Origin of the sequence: Paenibacillus sinopodophylli (assembly GCF_005930355.1) — a bacterium.
GTDB classification, from domain to species: domain Bacteria; phylum Bacillota; class Bacilli; order Paenibacillales; family Paenibacillaceae; genus Pristimantibacillus; species Pristimantibacillus sinopodophylli.
In genome coordinates, this window is record NZ_VDBO01000009.1 from 126,300 (window position 1) to 148,206 (window position 21,907).

The 21,907-nt window shown below is 47.9% G+C and carries 18 protein-coding genes; 10 read left to right on the forward strand and 8 right to left on the reverse strand.

Going from position 1 to position 21,907, the window contains the following annotated elements:
- Positions 1-3: 3 nt before the first annotated feature.
- On the forward strand, positions 4-1,179 hold the full coding sequence (locus FGT79_RS23635; protein WP_138755306.1) for a glycoside hydrolase family 130 protein: 1,176 nt from the start codon (positions 4-6) through the stop codon (positions 1,177-1,179).
- 230 nt (positions 1,180-1,409) lie between these two features.
- Here FGT79_RS23635 and FGT79_RS23640 read toward each other — a convergent pair whose 3' ends face one another.
- Complete coding sequence (locus tag FGT79_RS23640) at positions 1,410-1,880, reverse strand: hypothetical protein (RefSeq protein ID WP_246096580.1); 471 nt, start codon at positions 1,878-1,880, stop codon at positions 1,410-1,412.
- 105 nt (positions 1,881-1,985) lie between these two features.
- On the opposite strand from FGT79_RS23640, the gene FGT79_RS23645 reads away from it, so the two are divergent.
- Together FGT79_RS23645 and FGT79_RS23650 are read left to right on the forward strand one after the other, a co-directional pair.
- On the forward strand, positions 1,986-2,372 hold the full coding sequence (locus FGT79_RS23645) for a MerR family transcriptional regulator (RefSeq protein WP_246096581.1): 387 nt from the start codon (positions 1,986-1,988) through the stop codon (positions 2,370-2,372).
- A 4-nt stretch (positions 2,373-2,376) separates the two neighbouring features.
- Positions 2,377-3,228 (forward strand): SDR family NAD(P)-dependent oxidoreductase, encoded by an 852-nt coding sequence (locus FGT79_RS23650; protein WP_138755308.1) that lies wholly within the window; start codon positions 2,377-2,379, stop codon positions 3,226-3,228.
- A gap of 21 nt (positions 3,229-3,249) precedes the next feature.
- On the opposite strand, the gene FGT79_RS23655 is transcribed toward FGT79_RS23650, so the two are convergent.
- Genes FGT79_RS23655 through FGT79_RS23670 form a run of 4 tightly spaced genes read right to left on the reverse strand, consistent with a single transcriptional unit; the run spans position 3,250 to position 8,277 of the window.
- Positions 3,250-4,338, reverse strand: a complete 1,089-nt coding sequence (locus FGT79_RS23655; RefSeq protein ID WP_138755309.1) for a LacI family DNA-binding transcriptional regulator — start codon at positions 4,336-4,338, stop codon at positions 3,250-3,252.
- Positions 4,339-4,352: 14 nt separating this feature from the next.
- The gene (locus FGT79_RS23660) at positions 4,353-5,630 is read right to left on the reverse strand and encodes an ABC transporter substrate-binding protein (protein ID WP_138755310.1); all 1,278 of its coding nucleotides are present in this window, start codon (positions 5,628-5,630) and stop codon (positions 4,353-4,355) included.
- Positions 5,627-7,498, reverse strand: a complete 1,872-nt coding sequence (locus tag FGT79_RS23665) for a sensor histidine kinase (protein ID WP_138755311.1) — start codon at positions 7,496-7,498, stop codon at positions 5,627-5,629. The genes FGT79_RS23660 and FGT79_RS23665 overlap by 4 nt, the downstream gene beginning before the upstream one ends.
- A 17-nt stretch (positions 7,499-7,515) precedes the next feature.
- A complete protein-coding gene (locus FGT79_RS23670; RefSeq protein WP_138755312.1) occupies positions 7,516-8,277 on the reverse strand; it encodes an SDR family NAD(P)-dependent oxidoreductase in 762 nt (253 codons plus the stop codon).
- A gap of 302 nt (positions 8,278-8,579) precedes the next feature.
- Between FGT79_RS23670 and argH the strand changes: the two genes are divergently transcribed.
- The 7 genes from argH to FGT79_RS23705 all read left to right on the forward strand — a co-directional run bounded on the left by argH (position 8,580) and on the right by FGT79_RS23705 (position 16,617).
- Positions 8,580-10,079, forward strand: coding sequence for an argininosuccinate lyase (gene argH / locus FGT79_RS23675; RefSeq protein ID WP_425465043.1), 1,500 nt, complete (start codon positions 8,580-8,582; stop codon positions 10,077-10,079).
- Positions 10,080-10,099: 20 nt separating this feature from the next.
- Positions 10,100-11,062 carry an amidohydrolase family protein gene (locus FGT79_RS23680; protein WP_138755314.1) on the forward strand — a complete coding sequence of 321 codons (963 nt, stop codon included), beginning with the start codon at positions 10,100-10,102 and terminating at the stop codon, positions 11,060-11,062.
- Positions 11,063-11,116: 54 nt separating this feature from the next.
- A complete protein-coding gene (locus FGT79_RS23685) occupies positions 11,117-12,475 on the forward strand; it encodes an extracellular solute-binding protein (RefSeq protein WP_138755315.1) in 1,359 nt (452 codons plus the stop codon).
- Between the two features lie 72 nt (positions 12,476-12,547).
- Entirely contained in the window at positions 12,548-13,480 is a 933-nt protein-coding gene (locus FGT79_RS23690; protein ID WP_138755316.1) for a carbohydrate ABC transporter permease, read from the forward strand.
- 15 nt (positions 13,481-13,495) lie between these two features.
- Positions 13,496-14,353 (forward strand): carbohydrate ABC transporter permease, encoded by an 858-nt coding sequence (locus FGT79_RS23695; protein WP_138755317.1) that lies wholly within the window; start codon positions 13,496-13,498, stop codon positions 14,351-14,353.
- 68 nt (positions 14,354-14,421) lie between these two features.
- The gene (locus FGT79_RS23700) at positions 14,422-15,735 is read left to right on the forward strand and encodes an LLM class flavin-dependent oxidoreductase (RefSeq protein ID WP_138755318.1); all 1,314 of its coding nucleotides are present in this window, start codon (positions 14,422-14,424) and stop codon (positions 15,733-15,735) included.
- Between the two features lie 27 nt (positions 15,736-15,762).
- On the forward strand, positions 15,763-16,617 hold the full coding sequence (locus tag FGT79_RS23705) for a sulfurtransferase (protein WP_138755319.1): 855 nt from the start codon (positions 15,763-15,765) through the stop codon (positions 16,615-16,617).
- Between the two features lie 79 nt (positions 16,618-16,696).
- Here FGT79_RS23705 and FGT79_RS23710 read toward each other — a convergent pair whose 3' ends face one another.
- The 3 genes from FGT79_RS23710 to FGT79_RS23720 form a co-directional block, all read right to left on the reverse strand.
- Complete coding sequence (locus FGT79_RS23710) at positions 16,697-17,812, reverse strand: NADH:flavin oxidoreductase (protein ID WP_138755320.1); 1,116 nt, start codon at positions 17,810-17,812, stop codon at positions 16,697-16,699.
- A gap of 173 nt (positions 17,813-17,985) precedes the next feature.
- Positions 17,986-18,870 carry an ABC transporter ATP-binding protein gene (locus FGT79_RS23715; protein ID WP_138755321.1) on the reverse strand — a complete coding sequence of 295 codons (885 nt, stop codon included), beginning with the start codon at positions 18,868-18,870 and terminating at the stop codon, positions 17,986-17,988.
- A 3-nt stretch (positions 18,871-18,873) separates the two neighbouring features.
- Entirely contained in the window at positions 18,874-21,753 is a 2,880-nt protein-coding gene (locus tag FGT79_RS23720) for an ABC transporter permease (RefSeq protein WP_246096582.1), read from the reverse strand.
- Positions 21,754-21,907 lie beyond the last annotated feature (154 nt).

Consider the following 21,907-nt stretch of genomic DNA (forward strand, 5'->3'; position numbering starts at 1 on the left):
CGAATGAGTATATTTCATAATCGCAAGCAATTGCTTACTGATCAGTATGAAGCGCTAGTGCGTCAGAAGAATAAGGCTGAGGAGCTTGGCAACGGTATATTCGACCGTTATGTCCATCCTGTTCTTACGGCTGCACATGCTCCGCTCACTTGGAAATATGACTTCAATCCAGAGACGAATCCTTTCTTCATGGAGCGTCTGGGCATCCATTGTGTTTTTAATCCTGGCGCAATCTTCTTAAATGGCAAATACCATCTTGTTGCCCGCGTTGAGGGAAATGATCGCAAATCGTTTTTTGCAATTGCCGAAAGTGACAGTCCAGTTGACGGCTTCCGCTTCTGGGATCATCCGATTCTGCTGCCAGAAACGAGTGATCCGGACATAAACGCGTACGATATGCGTCTTGTTCAGCATGAGGATGGCTGGATTTATGGCTTGTTCTGCACAGAGAGGAAAGACCCAGCTGCTCCAAAGGGCGATCTCTCAAGCGCAATCGCACAATGTGGTATTGCAAGAACGAAGGACCTGAAGCAATGGGAACGTCTTGCCGATCTCAAAACCGCATCGAATCAGCAGCGTAATGTCGTACTGCACCCAGAGTTTGTAGAGGGCAAATACGCTTTCTATACACGCCCTCAAGATGGCTTCATCGATACAGGTTCAGGCGGCGGCATCGGTTGGGGACTATCGGATACGATCGAGAATGCAGTTGTAGAACGTGAAATCATTATAGATGAGCGTCACTACCATACGATTAAAGAAGTAAAGAACGGTCAGGGTCCAGCACCAATTAAGACAGATAAAGGCTGGATTCATATTGCTCACGGTGTTCGCAATACAGCGGCAGGTTTGCGCTATGTTCTATATGCTTTCCTCTCCGATCTGCAGGAGCCAAGCAAAGTAACCCATCGTCCAGGCGGCCATTTGCTTGCACCGGAAGGTATCGAGCGTGTAGGCGATGTATCTAACGTTGCCTTCTGCAATGGCGTTATTGCGGGTGACAATGGCGAGGTCTATATTTACTATGCTTCCTCGGATACACGCTGCCATGTAGCCGCAACATCTATCGACCAATTGCTCGACTATTGCTTGAATACGCCGGAGGATCCACTACGCTCGCATGCATGCGTCGAACAGCGTATCGCCTTGATTGACCGTAATTTGCAGCTTCAAGGTTAATGTAACAGACAGCACTTGACAGATGAAGTTGACAGATGAAGTTGAAATCTCGCTGCGAGAAAGCGTGGGCTTCCTATCGCTGTTGTTCCCAGACTTCCTTTATTCATCCTCCTACGGGGGTGAAATCTGGGAACAAAGGCGAATGCCCCGCTTCTCCAGCTCCCCCCTCTTTCTCTCCGCTCAAGCTCATTTAAGTTATCAATTACTGATTATTAGGTTGAACCGCTAAATTAGTTGTTTTTATTATGATGAGAACCTGACTGCTTCCAGTTGTTCCATACAAACAAACCTGCCATTGCAACAACAAATGAGCAAGCCAAATATCCCCACGTTTTATTCCAATTAATCACGCTGCCCCCATACTCACCTTCATAATTCGCTTGAATGAACAGTTCATCGCTTACTTTAACCGCTATGGCATTAAGAATCGCAGTTCTATTAATCGTGTAATATTCCGTGCCTACAGGGTAATAATTCGAGAAATGCCCTGAATAGATGCCCTCTTTATCCGAATAAGAGGTTACTTTGCCAAGCCTGCTGCCAATAGATGAAGGTTCAACTGGTTGATCAGATATGCTATAAGTGTTCCCCTCGTAGACAACGAAACGACTTGCCCAGTCTGCTTGAACAGTACCAGCAGATGTAAATACAATTATGATCCATGCTAGTGAAACAACGATCCCGAATTTTCGCAATTTCATCCACCTTCCTAACCTTTCGAATTTTTCATACGAATACTTGACTTGGTGTGAACACCAAGTTGTATCATAACAATCAGTAAGAAGGAAGTAGGTGGCCGCGTGGAAATGAGTTACTCCATCAAACAAATATCAACTCAAACTGGATTGACAGAAGATGCTCTAAGATATTACGAAAAAATCGGTCTGCTTCCCCCAGCCAAACGCAAACCAAACGGTCATCGCTATTACTTGACCGAAGATACTGAAGTGATGACAGTCATTACCTGCTTGAAGAAAGCAGGCATGTCATTAGAAGAAATAACGGCTTACGTTCACTACTCAAACGAGAATGATTCGGAGCTGGATGCCGTTTATTACAAGTATAGGAAAAAGGTACTCGACCAAATTAGTGAGCTTCAAAAAATATTGCTAGTTATGGATGAGAAGCATCGCGAGAACAAATCTATTTTCAGCACAATTAAAACCATAAATAACAGCAAAAACAGGGGATGATGTCATGATGACAACAGCTGTAACTAACATTGCACTTATTACAGGAGCAAGCTCAGGCGTAGGTTTTGAATTGACCAAGCGGATGTTATCCGAGGGCTGGCAGATCATTGCGCTGATTCGCTCAAGCTTTCCAACTGATGATCCTATTATCATAAATGCTGAACGAGCAAAACAGCTCCGAACATATAAAGCGGATCTGGCTGATTTCGAATCACTGAAAGCAGCACTACATCAAATTAAGCAAAATGAAAGCCACGTTGATGTTATCTTTAATAATGCAGGTGTCTCATTCGGGGAAATGAAATACTCCAAGCAATTACGAGAGATGCATTTCGAGATCAATACAGCTGTCCCCTATATCATCTACGCCCAGCTCAAAGGGCTGCTATTGAAAGGAGCATTGAAGACAGTCATAAACACCTCATCCAATGCCTCTCTGCATGTTAGAAGGTTTAATCCAGATACCTTGGACAAACCTGTTACTTTCAAAAAGCTTGTCGGCCCTTATGCAGACAGTAAGCTTGCCCTGTCTCTATGGACGATGGAAGCTGCAATTGCCGCAAGTGCTGAGGGAATAAATCTTCGAAGCGTATGCCCAGGCGGAAATAAAACGCCAATGACGAATAACGATGGCATGCCTGGCTATCTCATGCCTATTCGTCATTTATTTTTCTCTCATCCTCGCAAAGGAGCTTCACGATTATATGATGCAGCATTCGGCGAGGCAAAGAACAAAACAGGCATTTTTCTGAACAAAGGCAAGGATACCCCTATTCTGTTCAGTGAACAAGCGAAAAAAGTGCTCTCTAAGGTCGAAAGCATTTACCAACAAGAATTTGCAAACGATCCTGCTTAATCAAACACGACTATGATTCCCTTATACTCCCTTAATCGTTGTTGTCACCGGACCCGTCGATTCCCGGTACATCAGTTCTCCTGCAACCAGCAGCTTCTCCATCGGTTCCTCCTTGCTCTCAATTCGGGCAATTAGACGATCGACAGCACGCTTGCCAAGCGCCTCCTTAGGCACGTGCACGGTCGTAAGCGCAGGCGACATTCTGAACGAATCTTCAATATTATCGTAGCCCGTAACAGATACCTCTTCAGGTACGGCTACCCCAAGCTCCTGAAGCGCTTTGACTGCACCAATTCCGATCATATCATTGGCACAGAGCAGCGCGGTAGGCAAGGTTTTCGCCTTGATCCGTTTAATGGCCCACTGCTTAATCAGCTCATGAAATTGCTCATGATCGAAGCCTTCAACAGACAAGTAGCATTCACTGCTTATTGATAAGCGAAGTGTGTCCTCCATATGTTCCTCAAGCGCACTTCTGAAGCCAAGAAAACGATCCTTAAAGCTCCGAGAATAATGAATATCGCCAACAAAGCACAGCTGAGTGTGACCCTTTCCGATCAAATGCTTCGTTAGGCGGTACATCGATTCATAGTTGTTCGTAAATACCGTATCACTTGGAATAAGCATATCCTCGTGATCAACTAATACCATCGGCAATCCGATACGATGCACCTCAAGCAGCAGCGGTGTTGATATTTCACCAACTCCGATGAGTCCAAGTATGCCGTTAGGATTCAAGAAATGCAGGAAATGATCGACGCTTTGCTCCGACACGATGACCATGCCATAGCCGCCTTCTTCCAGCCTTGCCGCAATCCCATCTAGAATACGACCCCAATAAAGCGACTCCTTCGTCTGGAACCGAATATTCGGCATGAGCACGAGCACCGATTGTTTGCCTGCAGCAGGAGTTTTGGGGAGCTGCTCGAGCTTCATCGTTTTGACATATGCGTTTTTTTGCGAGAAATAGCCTAGTTGTGACGCTGCTTGAATAACGCGCTCCTGCGTTGCTTCACTTACCCCGCCTTTGCCCGATAATGCCTTAGAGACAACAAACTTGGAAACGCCTATATGATCAGCAATCTGCTGCATGGTGACCTTCTTTGACATGGGAATACTCCACCTTAACTTTTGGTAATAGTTCGTGCTGCTTTCCATCGCTCGTTATATTGGTCGAACGCTTCCTGCAAGTCGGGAGCAGCAATCCACTCTTGGATGAAATCACCCGACCAGAATGCGATTTGCGCTGTATTCGAAATTTCGAGCAGCTTATCACTCGGCACACGGCGCTCTAAAAACTCGCTGTTGAAGGATAGAAACTGCTGGAACTGCGGCAAGGAGGGCGACTGCTCCTCACTAACTGGCAGAAACCCTGAATCATCGACATATCCGGAATCATTGACAAAAAACTTCACCCAAGCCTCAGCAAACTGCTTGTTGTCACTGAACTTGCTCACGCCAATGAACCAATCCGGGCTTATAGGAGCGTATCGCTTCTCGCTATTGTCATAGGGGAAAGGGAAAAATCCGATATCCTCCGATTTTGCTCCAACAGCTATCACCTGATTAATAACCCAATTTCCCATCAAATACATGCCTGCTCTGCCGCTCGCCAGCTCAATCTTAGAGGTTTCCCACTGATTCGTAAGCAATTGCTTCTCCACATATTCACGATCAATTAACGTTTTGACAATGGAGATGGCTTGTCCCCAAGCATTTTCGATTTGCCACGGACGGTCCTCATTCACCATATTGTTCATATAATCAGCATCCCCAGTTATGTAGCTGACCAAATCCTCCCCCCAAGTCATGAGCGGCCACTGGGCTCCATAATTCAAATAAACCGGTACGATTCCCGCCACCTTGAGCTTCTCACAGGCGGCATAGAACGCTTCAAGCGTGGTCGGGATTTCCTTAATACCAGCCTTGGCAAATGCTTCTTTATTATAGACAATACCCGTCGTCGTAGCGCCCGTAGCAATGCCGTAACGCGAGCCCGCGAAAGCTTTGAAATCGGCAAAGCGCATATTCTCAAACAACGTATCACTGAGCGGCTCGAAATAGCTAGGCAAATCTTCGTTTTTGATATTGTTCGGCAGCAATAGCACATCGTCTATATTTCGAGTAGACAATCGCATCATAATTTCACTTGTATAGTTAGCTACACTCTCGAATTTGACCGTCACACCGGGATAGATCTCTGAGAATCGATCTGCATATGTTTGGAATACGCCGTTCTCCACAAGGTCAATTCGATTGGTTAGTACCGTCAGTATTACAGCCCTCTCGGTCTGGCTTGTTATGTCCACAAGCTCGCTCTCCGCTTCTTTACTCTCGCAGCCTGCCATGAACAAGACGCTAATCAGAGCAAAAAGCATAAAATAGAACTTGGATTTATTCATTCTGCTTCTCTCCCTAATTCAATTGGAAGCTGTAAAATCACCTCAGTACCTGTTCCTCGTTCACTAATTACCTTCAAACCGTATGCACTTCCATAATGCAGCTTAATCCGCTCATTTACATTTTTTAATCCAATGCCGCTGGACTTGCGCTTCACTTCAGCTTCTTCCAACCCTGCTAAGGATCGATTTAACCGCTCCAAGGTTTCCTCATTCATGCCGAGACCATCATCCTTAATGCGGAGCCAAAGGATCTGGGAAGTTTGCTCACTGCTTATTTCAATTCGCATAGACGGTTTGTTGTCATCCATACCATGATAGATCGCGTTCTCAACGATGGGCTGCAGCACCAGCTTGATAATCGGATAATTCAACCACTCTTCCGAAACCCGAATTTCTAAACGAAATCGGTTCGGATAACGGTAATTAAGCATTTCCACATAATTTCTCATATGCAGCAGTTCGTTCTCTAGGGTAACCTCTTCATGCAAATCACTAATGCTGTACCGCAGCAACTTCCCTAGTATCGCGATCATATCCGCCGCAATTTGATCATCATTAAGCTCCGCTGCCATTCGAATCGATTCGAGCGTATTGTACATGAAATGCGGATTAATCTGGCTCTGCAGCGCATTCAGCTCCGCTTCCTTCTTCTTCTTCTCGATGACATAGATGTCTTGAATCAAATGGTCGATCCGCACAATCATACGATTAAACTGGGTGCCTAGTTGACCGACTTCGTCTTGATACTTCACCTGAAACTGGACGTTGAAATCGCCTTCCTGCACGTTTCGCATCAAACGCATCATCTTGCGAAGCGGATTCGTGAGCGCAAACGAGAAAATAAACGAAATGAACAGCGCCACGATAATCGTAATCAACGTAGCGATCCACGTTACACTGCGAATGACGACTGCATCCTTCGTAAGTTCGCTGTTCGAGATGGAAGTCATTGCCTTCCACTTCGTATTCGGTGATGTCGTATATATGTATAATCGTTTCATCCCATCGCGCTCATAATAAAAGCTGCCTTTGTCTCCTACGGCGAGCTTAACAGTTGGGTCGTTCGCAATATTCGTCGCCATCAGCGACTTATCACTATCGTAAACGACATTTCCCAGCTCATCAATAATGACCGAATCCCCATTCGTTACCTTATCGAGCTCGCTCATCTGATCTTCAATGACGCTAATGTTCGCATCCACGGCAATCATGCCTAATGGCTTCAGCGTATTATCGATGATTTTCCTTACAACTGTGAAGGCATATTTGGTACTCTGCAGATTGTTTGTGTACTTCTGCGTACTGAACAGCAGCGCCTCGCCGCCTGAGCTTTGAACGCTCTCGCGCCAGTTCTCATAGCTTTCCTTGACGTTCTGCCGTATGCCGCCGCCTCTCGTGGAAAAATAGCCGTTTCCGTACTGGTCAAAAATATAAACCGAATTGGCGCCTCGCTTGATCGTATTGATGAACGAGATATTGCCTTCAATGCCCCGCTGAATGACGAGTACTTGGTCGAAATCGTCCGGCACTTTACTGCCATTCTCACCCGCTGTTTGCTGTCTCTGTTCATAATAAACGTTTGAGCGCATCAGATTTTGTTTGATATCGTCTTGATAAGCAGGAATGGAAGAAATACGAACCATATCCTCGATATAATCGTCCACGCGAACCATCATATTCTCAAGCATCTTTGTCGAATAAACGATCGTTTTCTCTTCAATCGAGCGCGAATAATTGCTATAGGAGATGTAGCCGATAAACGATAACGGCAGCGTAATGAGAAGCAGAAATACGATAAACAGCTTGCGTTCCATTCTCATTCCGCCAAAAGCTGCCGCTATGCGCCACAATCGTTTTTTTGGACTCATCCTCATACTCCCTTAATCTAGATGGCAGGCATCACGTTTCCGCCGTTTACCGGAATATATGCCCCTGTTATAAAGCTTGCAAGATCCGAGGCCAGGAAAGCGACCGTATTCGCAATTTCCTGATCGGTGCCTCTGCGTTTCAGCGGTACAGTCTGCGCGTAGCCATTGTTCTCATCTATTCCGCTCGCCCGGTCGCGGTCGCTGATTGTCCATCCAGGCGCAACCTGGTTTACTGTAATTTGATGCTCGCCCGCTTCCTTCGCAAGCACGCGATACACGCCATCCATCCCGCGCTTGCCTGCCGTGTAAGCAGATTGGTTCGGAAAATTTTGCATCGCACATTCCGTATTAATACCGATAACACGTCCCGCTTTGCGTTCTATCATCGCAGGCACGAACGCTTTGGCCAAAAATACGCTTTGGAGTACGCAGGATTCGAATTGGCTTACATAATCTGCGATTGGCTGCTCCAGAATGCTCGTCCATTGATATTGAATGACCGCATTCGCAACTACGATGTCCACATGACCAAGCTCCGCTGCAATTTTCTTATGCATAGCGTAGATGTGTTGCTCGTTTGTGACATCTGCTTGAACGATCATAGCACGTCGTCCGAGATCTGTTATTTCCTGAAGCAGCTCATTCGCCTTCGCTTCGTTATTGTTGTAATGCAATACGATGTTAGCACCGCAGCCAGCCAGCGTACGAGCCATAACCCGTCCTAAATCTCCAGTTGAACCCGTAATTAAAGCCGTTTTATTCGCAAGATCGATTTGCATATTCCGATTCACCCTTCTATTTATAGAGATTTGTTATTTCATTTGATAATAATTATGCTACCAAAAAAACAACATTTTATAAAGCGTATTCACAAAAATCCGTAACCTGCCTGTAAGAAAAGTTTTCGTAGAAAAGTAGTTGTATATAATTGGGAACCATGCTATCATCCTAATCATACAATTCCAGTAGGAATACTATTGTCGACCGGACAGCCGGAGAAATCGCCTATGCGATAGCTCCGGCTGTTTCTATTTTCGCTGCTCATCAAGTAGTTATCAAGAGAGGAGGCCCTACGTTGGCAATCAGAAGGCATGAACAACCTGAGGGAAACAGCTTCCCCGGCAAAACCTACGTGGAAGCCGTACTTAAGCCAGCCTACGATCAGGCGAAGCAGGAGCTGCTCCTGCCGATGATCGAGGTGCATAAAGCGCATCTTGTCATGCTGCTTGAACAAGAACTGCTAACCCAAGAAGAAGCCACTCACATTGCTAAAGCACTATTATCAATTGATCTCGTGCTGTTAAGCCAAGGAACTTACAATGGTCAATTTGAGGATTTGTTTTTTGAAGTGGAGCACAAGCTGCTTGAGCTATCCAATGAAACATCCGGCAGCTTGCACTTGGGACGCAGTCGCAATGATATGGGAATAGCAATCTACCGCATCACCTTACGGAAAAAACTGCTTAGGACGATCGGATCTGCTCTAGCGCTTCAAGCGAGCCTGCTCGACTTTGCGAATAAACATACCGGCACGATTATTATCGCGCATACGCATACCCAGCAAGCACAGCCTACGACGCTTGCACATTATATCGCGGCAGTAAGCGACTCATTGGCAAGAGATATTCGCAGACTGCAGGCTGCTTATGCGAATTGCAACTTAAGCAGCATGGGTGCCGCTGCCTTGACTACCTCTGGCTTTGCAATCAACCGTAAGCGTGTAGCTGAGCTCCTGGCCTTCGATGGCCTAATCGAGAACGCTTATGACGCTGTAAGCGGAGCAGATTACGTTGCAGAAATTGCAGCCGGCGTTCAGCTGGCGGCTATCAATCTCGGACGCTTCACACAGGAGCTGCTGCTATGGTGCACACAGGAGTTTGCGGTTGCCAAGGTAGCTGCTCCCTATGTGCAGATCAGCTCCATCATGCCGCAGAAGCGAAATCCCGTTTCTATCGAGCATATCCGATCCCTGCTATCAAGCATTTCCGGCAATGCGCAAACGGTACTCACCATGCTTCATAATACGCCGTTTGGCGATATTGTGGACACGGAGGATGATATGCAGCCTTATGCCTGGCGAAGCCTCGATACACTTGAAGTCGTCTACCGACTGCTCGCTAAGGTCATCGCTTCCTTGCAGATCAATGAAGAAGTGCTGCGTCAGCGCGCCGCGGCAAGCTTCGCGACTGTTACGGAGCTCGCGGATACGTTAGTCAGGGAAGAAGGGCTGTCCTTTCGCAATGCGCACAAGATCGTAAGCCATCTCGTGTCACAAGCCATACAGCAAAATGATTTGATCAACGACTTGAGCCTGCAGTCACTTAATGAAGCCGCTATTCATACGATTGGGCTTCCACTAAGGCTAAGTGAGAAGCAATTTAAGCTGGCGCTGGATCCCCAGCATTTCGTCAACGTTCGCAAGCTTTGCGGCGGACCAAGTCCAGGCGAAATGAAGCGAGCATTAAAAGGGCAGCTTCACAGGCTCACCACCTTAGAGAAATGGCTGAGTGACAAAGAAGCACAGCTCGCTTCCGCCTCGGAACAGCTGAATACCAGCCTATTAGATTGGCAGATCAAGTAAACAGAAATGGAGTGAGCGTTATGTTCCGCAAATCATTTAAAGTGTTTGATATTCATGGGCATTTGCCCTACCGAATGCTATTCGGCAATAAAGCGAGGCATGCCTTAGTGTCTAGCTATGGAGCGGAGCGCAGCGAACGGATGCGGCTGACATGGGATTTTCCTGAATCGCCTCCTGCGCAGGAGAGCGATACTGTGCCATTAATCGATCGCTGGGTTCAAGAGCTGGACAAATTCGGCATAGGCGGGCTTAACTTTTTGACCGCGTTGAATAATGACAATATGGCAGACCAGCTCGCTCGGCATCCTGACCGCTTTACCGGCTTTGCCTATCATTCTATTGAGGAAGAAGGGGCTGAGGCAGAGCTGCGCCGAGCGGTCAATGAGCTTGGGCTGAAGGGCTACAAATTATTTGGACCGTTAACGTCAAAGCCGTTTGATGACCCTTCATTCACACCGATCTGGACCTTCCTTGCGGAAAAGAAGCTGCCTGCGCTCATTCATTTCGGCTTGCTGGGTCATGCCGGAGGCATAGCCCACCACCCCAATATTAGCCCGCTGGCTATATTCAATACCGCTCGCGAATACCCGGACATTCCGTTCATTATCCCGCACTTTGGTGCAGGATATTTCCAAGAGCTGCTGCATCTATGCTGGAGCTGTCCGAATGTATACGTCGATACCTCCGGCTCCAACCAATGGATGCGCTGGATGCCCTATGAGCTCACCTTGGAGTCTCTGCTTCGAAAAACTTACGAGCTGATCGGGCCCGACCGCATTATATTCGGCACGGATGCGAGCGGTTTCCCGAGAGGCTACCCTTACCGTTATTTGCAGGATCAGGTTCGGGCTGCCCGCGAGCTTCGCTTCCCGGAGGCCGATATCGAGAAAATATTCGGCAACAACGCACGTCGACTGCTAGGCCTTGAACAATGGTATCCTGCTGATCATGACTTGAAATCCAGCATCACAGAGCAAGCATAACGAGCAGCAGCGTACCTTTTTATATTAAATAGATAAAAATAGGAGTGGATACAGATGAAAACGAACAAATGGACCTCTACACTGTCAGGCTTGATTATTTTGACCCTGGCGATTACCGGATGCGGCAGCAACAACAGCAGCAATAATCAGACAGAGAGCACGAAGCAGCCTGCTGCGACGGATGCTCCCAAAGCTGCAGAAACGGCGGATACCGAAAAGGACGTAACGATTGAATATTGGCAATATGAGTTCCCAGCCAAGGTTGAGCTGATTAATGAGCTGATCACTGAATTCCAAACGCTTCATCCACATATAACGGTAAAACAGACCAACTTCCCTTATGACCAATATAATCAGAAGGTTGCAACGCTTGTTCCTGCCGGAAAAGGTCCTGATATTATTAATCTGTATTATGGCTGGCTGCCCAAATACGTTTCCTCTGGCTATCTGCAGCCACTTCCAGAAGACAACTTCAATGCGGCAGACATTGAGAGCAATTACTACCCGCTAGTCGATGCCGCTAAGATCGACGGCTCTTACTACGCCATACCTACTGCAGTGCGCACGCTCGCTTTGTTCTACAACAAGGATCTGCTGAGCAAAGCTCAGATTACAGAGCTGCCAACAACTTGGGATCAGCTAGTAGAGACATCTAAGAAGCTGACTGAAGTCGACGCCAAAGGCCAGTTTGTAATCGAAGGTCTAGCATGGGAGCCCGGCGCACAGCTTCACCACTGGTACCGCGACGGTCTCGTTCATCAAGCAGGCGGACAGGATCTAAGTGAAGATCGCCGCAAAATTTTATGGGCGGAGACGCCAGCCGGCTTGGAAGCCTTCCAATACCTGCTGGACTTCGCAATCAAGCATAAAGTCGGTATCAATGGATTCTATGAGAATGACAGCAATGCGTTCATGACCGGCCATGCAGCGCTCAATATTGACGGGTCCTTCCGTCTTGGTTCAATCAAGAAAGACTTCGCTGATTTAAACTTTGGCGTTGCACCGCTACCTTCCTACAAGAGCAAGTCGGCGCCTTCCTCCTTCTGGGCGAACGCCATTCCCAAAAACGTAGAAGGCGACAAGCTGAAGGCTGCCTCCGAATTCCTCAAATTTCTGACAAGCAAAGAAGTACAGGAGAAATGGGTCGACCAGATTGGCGAGCTTCCCGCGCAGAAAGCGGTAGCTACCCAAGATAAATACGTGAATGATGAGAAGCTTGGGCCATTTATCAATCAGCTTGATGACAGCCGCGCACATTTCTTCATCGACGAAACGCAGGAAAAAACGCTGTTTGTTGATGCGACCAATGAAGTTCTGCTGAACAATGTGCCTGTGGAGAAAGCCTTCACCGATCTTGTAGCCAAAACACAAAAGCTCTATGACGACTATTGGGCTGCTGTTGACAAAAAATAACCTGTTGCAGGAACAGGGCGCGCAGCCTAAGGCTCGCGCCCTATCCTTTATGAGAGGGAGGCGAAATTCACGATGCTCGAACATGCCCTGCGGCTAACAGCCCGCAAAAGCCGGGAGCTTCTTCACACGAGACTTAGCTATCGTGCGCAGCGCTACCTATTTATTTATATTGCACTTGGCATACCCTTGCTGTATTTTCTCAGCACGCGTATGGCTCCGATCCTGTATGCGTTCAACGTAAGCGTTCGTGAATGGGATCTATTGTCCAGCGACAAGCCTTACGTCGGACTAGCGAACTTCAGCACGTTGTTCGCAGACGAAATTTTCCGGAAATCGATTGTAAATACCTTCAAATTTGTAATTATCGGCGTCCCTGGTCAGCTAATCGTCGGATTGGCGGTTGCATTGCTGCTGCATAACGTGTACAGGTTCCGCGGTTTCTTCCGAACCGTATACTTCATCCCTTACGTTACGAGTATTATCGCCGTCAGCTGGGTATTCCGCTGGATTCTCATGCGCAACGGCTGGCTGAACGAGATGCTGCTGAATTTAGGGCTCGAGCCGCAGTTGTTTTTACAATCACCGCGTCAAGCGCTGCTGCTCATCACACTGACTATGATCTGGCAGAGCACGGGATTCCAAATGCTGATTTTCATGACTGGCCTCGAGGCGATACCTCGTATGTACTATGAAGCGGCCGCGATCGACGGGGCAAGCGCATGGCGGAAATTCAGACATATCACACTGCCTTTGCTAAATCCTGTGCTCGTATTTTCGGCTGTCATTGGCGTAATCTCCTACTTGCAGTCATTCGGCCAAGTGCTGAGCATGACCAACGGGGGGCCATTAAACTCAACAACGACCATGGTGCTGCATATTTATAATTTGGCGTTCCAGCAGTTTAAAATGGGTAGTGCCGCGGCAGCAACGGTTGTCCTGTTTGCCGTTATTTTGGTTCTTACACTGCTGCAACTAAAAGTGTTGAACAGAAAAGTAGAATATTGATGGGAGGCGGGTACAATGAGCTCATCAAGAGCAACTCGAACGAGCGGCAAATCACCTTCAGATAAACTGCGCACGTCGCTAATCTATTTGCTGCTCGCCATCGGCGTCGGCATCATGCTATTCCCGTTTCTATGGATGGTCGCTACCTCCTTCAAGCTGCCGCAGGACGTCTATAATCTTCGCCTCATTCCCGAGACGATAACATTTGATAACTACACAGCGATTTTCAAGAAGGCTCCCTTCGGTGACTGGATCAAAAATACGCTCATTATCTCGCTCATTGCGACTGCTACCGTTGTCGTATTTGATACGGCTGCCGGCTACGTGCTCGCGAAGTTTTCCTTTTATGGCAAGCAGGTTATTTTTCTGATTATTATCAGCACGTTGATGGTGCCAACAGAAATGCTCATCATTCCCTGGTATTTAATTGCGAATGACTTCGGGTGGTCTGACACGTATTGGGGCGTTCTGTTTCCCGGTATTATTACGGCCTTCGGTATTTTTCTGATGCGCCAGTTCATGGACTCGATCCCCTCAGACTTGCTTGATGCGGCGCGAATTGACGGACTTAACGAATGGCGCATTCTATTGCATATCGCCATTCCGCTAGTAAAGCCTGCCATTGTAACCTTGATTATTCTTACGTTTATCGGAAACTGGAACCAGTTCATTTGGCCGCTTATTGTGCTGCAGACCGAATCGAAGTTCACATTGCCCGTCGGCATCGTCTATTTCTCCAGCGAGCTCAAGGACACGAGCAACTGGATACTCATCATGTCGGGAACAACCATCTCAATTGCTCCGCTTATTGCCTTGTTTCTCATCTTTCAGAAGCAAATTATTCGCGGCATTGCACTTAGCGGGATGAAGTGATGCTCCACTTCGTACATGCGATTTCCACTCCAAGCAGGTCTATATGATTTCAGGTAAAGGTGATGACAATGAGCGATCCCAAACGCAGAATGATATTAAATTTATTTCTCCAAAATGCAGGCTCCCATAAGGGAGCCTGGCGCCATGAGAGTACACAGCTTGATGAAATCCACGATGTTAAACATTTCCAGCGCATTGCCCAGAAAGCTGAAGCCGCCCGGATCGACACGCTTTTTATTGCAGACGGCCTGTCGATTGAAGCTAAAGCAGTGCAGCATGGGCCCATACTCAGCTTCGAGCCATTGACACTGCTCGCATCCATCGCTGCTGTCACGGAGCGGATCGGCTTGATCGCCACCGTATCTACCAGCTTCAACGAACCGTATAATGCAGCTCGTATTTTCTCTTCTCTCGACCATATTAGCGGCGGCCGTGCCGGCTGGAACATTGTAACGACAGGCGTAGAGCGAACAGCGTTCAACTTTGGCTTGCCTCAACTGCCTCCCCATGCGGAGCGTTATGCGCGTGCGAAGGAATTTACGGAAGTAGCGCTGAAATTGTGGAACAGCTGGGATGCAGACGCACTTGTGCAGGACAAAGCGTCAGGTGTGTATGCGGATGCCCAAAAAGTCCATGATATCCATCATGAGGGAACCTATTATTCGGTACGCGGGGCTTTAAACATGATGCGCTCGCCGCAGGGCAGGCCGCTGCTTATACAAGCAGGCGCGTCCGAGGCAGGGCGAAGTCTCGCAGCTCAATATGCGGAGCTGATATTTACCGTTCAGCATTCCTTCGAGGATGCTCAGCTCTTCTACAACGATATTAAAATGAGAACCTCCCAAGCTGGTCGATCCCCGAATGACATCAAAGTGCTGCCGGGATTGCATGTCATCGTTGCTGAAACCGAAGCCGAGGCGCTGGAGAAAGCAAGCGATCTGCAGCAGCTCGGCTCCATCGAGCGGGCGGTCATGTCGCTCTCTAACCTGCTCGGCATCGATTTCTCCACCTATGCGCTCGATGATCCCTTTCCTCCGCTTCCAGATCATAAAGAAATCAATGCGTATCAATCGTTCTATCAAATGGTACAGAAGATCGTAGAGAATAAGAGCCTTACGTTAAGGGAGCTGCTCGAGAAGCATTGGATCGGCAACGGTCAGCTTCGCATAGCGGGTACACCTGTACAGGTGGCCGATCTTATGGAGGATTGGTTCTTGAATGGGGCTGCAGACGGCTTTAGTGTCATGCCGCAGCTGGGCTTCAGAGGAACGGAAGCCTTTCTTGATTTAGTTGTTCCTGAGTTACAGCGCCGAGGATTATTTCCAACCAGCTATGCCGGAACGACGTTAAGAGAAAACCTAGGCTTCGACCTGTTATTATAACAATGAGGTTAGAGAGGAGAGTATGAGATGACGAAACGAGAGCATGCCTCTTATACGAACAATCATTTGCTGGTGGACAAGGGATGGCTCGCAGAGCATAGACATGAGCAAGATATTGTCTTGCTGGATGCAAGGGCGAAAGACTACGAGGACTCCCATATTCCGGGCGCATACTGGCTGGATGTCAGAACATTAAAGGATCAAGCAAGTAAAACAATTGCTCCTCTAGATACGTTGAAAGATTTGCTGAATAGCTTCGGTATCTCTAACAGCTCGACCATCATCGTCTACGACGATGGCAGCAGTGTGCAGGCAACACGAGCATTCTACGTTCTTGAATATTACGGGTTCCGAGATCAAGTAAAGCTGCTTAATGGCGGCTACGCAGCATGGCTTGCAGAAGGCTTTGAAGTTACCCGCGAGCACCCGTCAGCTCGAACTAACAGTAAGCTAAACTTAACGGCTCATCCATTACTTATTACTACCAAAGAAAGTATTCAAGCGGAGCAAAGCAATCGCCTTCTGCTCGATACTCGTACTTCCCTGGAGTATACGGGAGAAGATTTGCGCTCCAACCGAAAAGGCGGCCATATTCCCGGCGCTGTTCATAAGGAATGGAGCGATTCGCTTGAGGCGGCTAATCAAGACGGGGTGATCCTGTTCAAGGATGCTCTCACGCTTGAGCGTGAGTTTCAAGCCTTAGGCATACTTCCCTCCCAAACAATCGTTCCTTATTGCCAATCGAATCAACGCGGTGCGCATAGCTACTTCATATTACGCTTACTCGGCTATCCCGATATCCGTCCGTATGAAGGGTCTTGGGAAGAGTGGGGCAATGATGAGCATACCGAGGTTGTTGCTTTACTACCTAGATCCGAATAGCTCTCATTCTGTTACCTTATTTATAAAACAGGGGCAATTCCTCCGTCATTGTAATGACGCTGGAATTGCCCCTCTTCTATTAATATAACGTCTTCAACGCATCCGTCCCATAGTCTTGAAGCTGATCGACCCGATGATCGCGTATTATGGCAGCCCATTCGGGATCAGCCAGCAGCGCACGTCCGACAGCTACGAGATCGAATTCTCCATTGTCCAATCTCTCTAGCAGTGCAGCAAGGGATGCAGGCTGAGCCGTATCACCTTTGCTGCTTCTGAATTCATTATCAAGGCCAACTGAGCCTACCGTTATCGTAGGTTTGCCAGTCAGCTTCTTCGTCCAGCCCGCCAAATTCAAATTGGAATCCGCAAACTCAGCATCCCAGTAACGGCGAGTCGAGCTATGGAACACATCTACTCCTGCGTTCACTAGCGGCGTCAAAAATTGCTCCAGCTCCTGTGGCGTCTCCGTCAGTCTTGCATCGTAATGGCCGCCTTTCCACTGCGAGAACCTGAATACAATCGGGAAATCCGCTCCGACCGCTCGGCGGGATGCCTCCACAACCTCAGCAGCAAAACGCGTACGCGCAACTAGATCACCGCCATAGCGATCCGTACGCTTATTCGTTCTATCCCAGAAGAACTGGTCAATTAAATAACCATGTGCACCATGCAGTTCAATACCATCAAATCCTGCTTTGACGGCGTCCGCCGCTGCCTGTGCATAAGCGGCAATGACATCAGCGATTTCGTTCTCCGTTAATGGCTCCGTTATTTTCTCGCCGGAAGTATTCAAGCCCGAGGGACCAATCGGCAACGCCTCTGGATTAGGCAAATCACCTATTTTGCGGGTTAGTCCAATATGCCAAAGCTGCGGAATGATCTTCCCACCTGCCTCATGGACAGCATTTACCACATTTGACCATCCTTTGAGCGCAGACTCTCCATGAAAATTCGGCCAATTGGGATTTCCTCCTGCAGCAGGGTGATTAATCAGTGTACCTTCGGTGACGATAAGACCGACTCCATTTTCCGCTCTGCGGCGATAATAAGCGGCAACATCCTCTGTCGGCACACCGTTTGGGGAGTAACCTCTTGTCATTGGAGCCATCACAATGCGATTAGCCACCTCTAGATTTTGGGATTTAAAGGGCTTGAATAACGATTCAACCGATGCTTCGCTTTTTGCACTCGACATATGGACTCCTCCTCTATATTCGGTATATATTATTGTTACAGTTACATGCTTGTTTATCATACCACTTATTTCCGTCTATTCCCAGTCCTTTAATCAAATATATTGTATTCCCTTCAAAAATATAAAAAGGCTGATTCAAAGTCATGATTACCTTAAACCAGCACTTCTAAGCTTTAATCGGCTTTCTCCTCTGGAGGCAGCAGCACGATTCTCCCATCTCCAAGCTCCACTCGTAATTTATTCGAGTTTTTTACGCCAATGGATTCCAAATAATTCGCTGGCACCTGCAAGCGGCCTGCTTTGTCCAGCACAGCGTATTCCACATGCGTCCCTTCTTCTGTGCTCTCGTCCTCCAGCGCCGCAAGCTCTTCGGCATATGAACGTTTACGCAGCATCTCTGATGAAATTTTACCATCCCTGATCGCAGCTACCCGGTCTACCTTCTTCGCGAGTTCTGGGTCATGCGTAACGATAACAACGGTAATACCGATCGTACGGTTGAGCTCGCGGAACAAGTCGAGTATCTGATTAGCCATCCGCGAATCTACAGAGCCCGTTGGCTCATCGGCAAGCAGCAGCTTCGGGTGATTCGCGAGCGCTATCGCGATTGCGACTCGCTGCTGCTCACCTCCCGACAGCTCATAGAGCTTATTCGATGCCCGGTGGCTAAGCCCAACAGCATCGAGCAACTCCTTAGCACGCCATCGTTTGCGACTGCCTGTGAGCAGAATTGGAAGCTCGACATTCTCTAGCGCCGTCAAATAGGGAATAAGATTTCTCGCATTATTTTGCCATACGAATCCTACGCTCTCGCGCTTGTAACGAACGAAATCACGTTCCTTAAACTTCAGCATGTCCCTGCCGTCAACCATCAGCTTGCCCGCCGTTGGGCGGTCAAGTCCGCCCAGCATGTTCAATAGTGTGGATTTGCCGCTTCCACTGTTTCCTATAATCGCCATCAGCTCACCATTCTCAATATGAAGGTCAAGGCCTTGAAGAGCAAATACCTCAAGATCGGCTGTTTTATAAATTTTTACAAGCCCTTCGCAATGAATCATCTGTCAATCCTCCCCTAGCTTTATCGCTTGATGGATGCGCAGGCGCGACAGCATGTAAGCAAGTATGCCAAGGCCCACAACCAGCATAAAGCCAACGAGCACATAAATGCGCATAAGATCCGCAGCGTCGAACATAACCTTGAATGGCGGAACGAGACTGCTCGGATTGAAGGCAATCTGAAAGTTCGGCACATACAATCGGCTTGCAATATTGCCTACGGCAATGCCAATCAGAACAGCAACGCCAGAGGTAAGCAATTGTTCAACTGCAAGCATGCCGATCAGCTGTTTAAGCGATAATCCAATGGCTCTCAATATCCCATTCTGAAGCGTTCTACCTCGCAAAGATAGTACCCAGTACAATAAGAACCCGATAAAGCTAACAAGGATCGAGAGCACAAAACCGAGTGTCAAAATACCGTTAAGCGCCATCAAGAACGGATCGTTCTTAGCTGCCACAAGCGCTTCTCTCGTATTCACGATGTTCATAATCGGCAGCTTCGATTGTTCAAGCGATTGATAGAATTCAGCGGTAGTCGTCTCCGGATTCAGCTTGAGCCAAACGTCATAAGGCTCGAGCGCCAGCTGTACCTGAATACGCGGCAAATGGCCGACTATGAGCATCGGTGCTTCGTTCTTTGCTGCAGCATCGCTGACATCCACACTGCCTATAGCTGGATTCGGGTTAAAGGTCGGAAAATAATCGATGATGCCGTATACTTTGAACGGCTGCTGCGGCACATCGCTCCAGCCTACCCAGATCGTATCCCCCGGCTTAACCGCTTTCTGCTCTGCCAGCGTCTTGGATATGAGCACAGCTTGCGAATCAGAAGCAATCAAGTTCAAATAATCGTTAATCGGGTAATCGAGCAAGCTGTCGCGGAACCAAGCCGTCTCACCGAATTCATCGGTATCAATACCGATAAGCATGGCAGATCCCGTGCTTTCGTTGACGCTGAAGACGGACTCCTTCCTGAATACTTTGGCAGCATGCTCTACACCTTTAATCAATCGGAACGGCTCGAACGCCGGCTCCAAGTAATGTACTGGTCCTTGCGCAGCAGGCGTCTCTGCTTGCGGCTGGCCCATTGATGAAGGCGGCGGAGCGTCGTTCGCCCACTGTGACGTCAATATAACCTCTGCTCCATTACCATAACGAATACGGTCCTCTGTATTGTTGTTGATTGTTCTTGCAGCAGAGGCGCTGAATACGCCTGTCGCAATCGTCATAATTAGAAAGATCATTAGGAACTGATATTGCGTGCTCGAGCGTCCTACTTGTATCAATGTCGCATATACAGAGGGTGGCCACCATTTCTTCCCTAACCAATAGATGAGCCTAAGCACCCATGGATACAAGCGCAGCAGCAATAAGCCGGCCCCCATAATAAACAGTGCTGGTACAACGAACTGCAGCGGATCGATGTTAAGGTCCCCCGCATTCAGCCCCAAGCTCTGCAGATCGGCCAATCTTTTCTTGAATGTGTACAAGCCATAAATCGCAAGCGCAAGCGCGATGACGTCTAGAAACATTTTGTGCCACAGCGGTGATTTCAACACTCTCGCCATCTGCTGCTTATGGCCAACGATGGATACTCGGGTCGCCATAATGATCGGAATAAGCATAATAACAAAGCATGCAGCAGATGAAACAGCACCATAACGATAGGCTTCCTCCGTCAATCTGATTGGCAGGCGTACACGCTGTACGAATGCAAGAAAGCCGTTAGATGCGCCAAGCATTTCGGTCAAAGCAGCTCCTAGCAGCGGTCCGATAGCGAAGGCGATACTACATAGAATCAAGCCTTCCACCGCATAAGAGGTAACAACCTGCCAGCGAGCCGCCCCTCTGCTGCGCAGCACAGCAATTTCGTTCTTCTGCCTATCGGCGATCAGATTGGAAACCATGAACATATAGAATCCAAGCATTATGAGCACCGGAACATTAAGCGACCACATGAGCGTACGCAACTGCTCGGCACGTTCCAAATACTTGGCAATCGTATCTAGTGCCGGCGTTTCGGTTACCGTTTGATACAGTGACACGTTGTTCAACAATACGTTGCGAATTTTGTTTGTCGTCCCAACAAAATCATCAACGAACCAGAGCTCCATTTTCGAGTAGTCCATTACGAAAAACCAGCCCACGGATGCAACAGGCAGACGCGCCTCTCCCATAAGCTGCTGCTTCGCGACCTTGTCGCTTAATATAAAGCTGCCGCTAAGCTCGCTCAAATCCGTATCCCTGAAATAAGGATCATCATCCAGCGTCTTTTGGAACACGCCAACCGGCTTGAATTTTATTTCCCCGGCAATTTTATCGTCATCGACAAAAAATGCTGAATTCAGCACCGTTTTGAACTGAATAAGCCCGCGCTCTGTAACGAGTACTTCATAAACACCGTCAACAGGCTGCTGCTCGGCAGGCATTCTACCGTCAATCAGCTTGATATGCTCATCAAGACCGGAGAAGGAACGAAGCGTCATCGTTTTAAGCGATTTTTTCGAACCCGAATCTGGATCATTCTCCGGCCTAATTTTCATCGACTTCGATTGTATATCAACAACGAGCTCTTGTACTGGAATTTGGAAGCTAGCTTGCGCCTGCTCGTGAATATAACGATCTACCTTTGTGTATATCTCATTCATACGCTCAGGCGTTTCTTTCGTATAAAACAATTTGCTATAATGGCTGCCTGGATAGATGTTCCTCTTGGTCTGCATGGTCTCTAGGTCCTTAACCAGCATTCGCGATAGAATAGCTTCTGAATAAATTGGCATGCTGCTAACGAGTGCGACAGAAAGGAGCAATCCGAGAAACAAGCTTGCTACCAGCCACTTGTTTTGCACCATCTTACGGATAATCATGACAAACAAAGCCACTCCAAAACCTCCCACACTTAAACAGCTCAAGCAAAAACGCCTTCGGCGTCCATTAAGACGCGGAAGTAGCTTTGACGGTGAAGTATAAGCCCTTTATACGCTAACAAACTTATAAAATCTTATATTTGAACATACGCAAGCAGTAGCACTCGCT

Bases quoted from the DNA above. Each gene is read 5' to 3' on its own strand.
- FGT79_RS23635 (WP_138755306.1), top strand. From the start codon at position 4: ATGAGTATATTTCATAATCGCAAGCAATTGCTTACTGATCAGTATGAA.
- FGT79_RS23670 (WP_138755312.1), bottom strand. From the start codon at position 8,277: ATGCAAATCGATCTTGCGAATAAAACGGCTTTAATTACGGGTTCAACT.
- FGT79_RS23695 (WP_138755317.1), top strand. From the start codon at position 13,496: ATGAGCTCATCAAGAGCAACTCGAACGAGCGGCAAATCACCTTCAGAT.
- FGT79_RS23650 (WP_138755308.1), top strand. From the start codon at position 2,377: ATGATGACAACAGCTGTAACTAACATTGCACTTATTACAGGAGCAAGC.
- FGT79_RS23660 (WP_138755310.1), bottom strand. From the start codon at position 5,630: ATGAATAAATCCAAGTTCTATTTTATGCTTTTTGCTCTGATTAGCGTC.
- FGT79_RS23655 (WP_138755309.1), bottom strand. From the start codon at position 4,338: ATGTCAAAGAAGGTCACCATGCAGCAGATTGCTGATCATATAGGCGTT.
- FGT79_RS23645 (WP_246096581.1), top strand. From the start codon at position 1,986: ATGAGTTACTCCATCAAACAAATATCAACTCAAACTGGATTGACAGAA.
- FGT79_RS23680 (WP_138755314.1), top strand. From the start codon at position 10,100: ATGTTCCGCAAATCATTTAAAGTGTTTGATATTCATGGGCATTTGCCC.
- FGT79_RS23685 (WP_138755315.1), top strand. From the start codon at position 11,117: ATGAAAACGAACAAATGGACCTCTACACTGTCAGGCTTGATTATTTTG.
- FGT79_RS23640 (WP_246096580.1), bottom strand. From the start codon at position 1,880: ATGAAATTGCGAAAATTCGGGATCGTTGTTTCACTAGCATGGATCATA.
- FGT79_RS23715 (WP_138755321.1), bottom strand. From the start codon at position 18,870: ATGATTCATTGCGAAGGGCTTGTAAAAATTTATAAAACAGCCGATCTT.
- FGT79_RS23705 (WP_138755319.1), top strand. From the start codon at position 15,763: ATGACGAAACGAGAGCATGCCTCTTATACGAACAATCATTTGCTGGTG.
- FGT79_RS23710 (WP_138755320.1), bottom strand. From the start codon at position 17,812: ATGTCGAGTGCAAAAAGCGAAGCATCGGTTGAATCGTTATTCAAGCCC.
- FGT79_RS23665 (WP_138755311.1), bottom strand. From the start codon at position 7,498: ATGAGTCCAAAAAAACGATTGTGGCGCATAGCGGCAGCTTTTGGCGGA.
- FGT79_RS23690 (WP_138755316.1), top strand. From the start codon at position 12,548: ATGCTCGAACATGCCCTGCGGCTAACAGCCCGCAAAAGCCGGGAGCTT.
- FGT79_RS23700 (WP_138755318.1), top strand. From the start codon at position 14,422: ATGAGCGATCCCAAACGCAGAATGATATTAAATTTATTTCTCCAAAAT.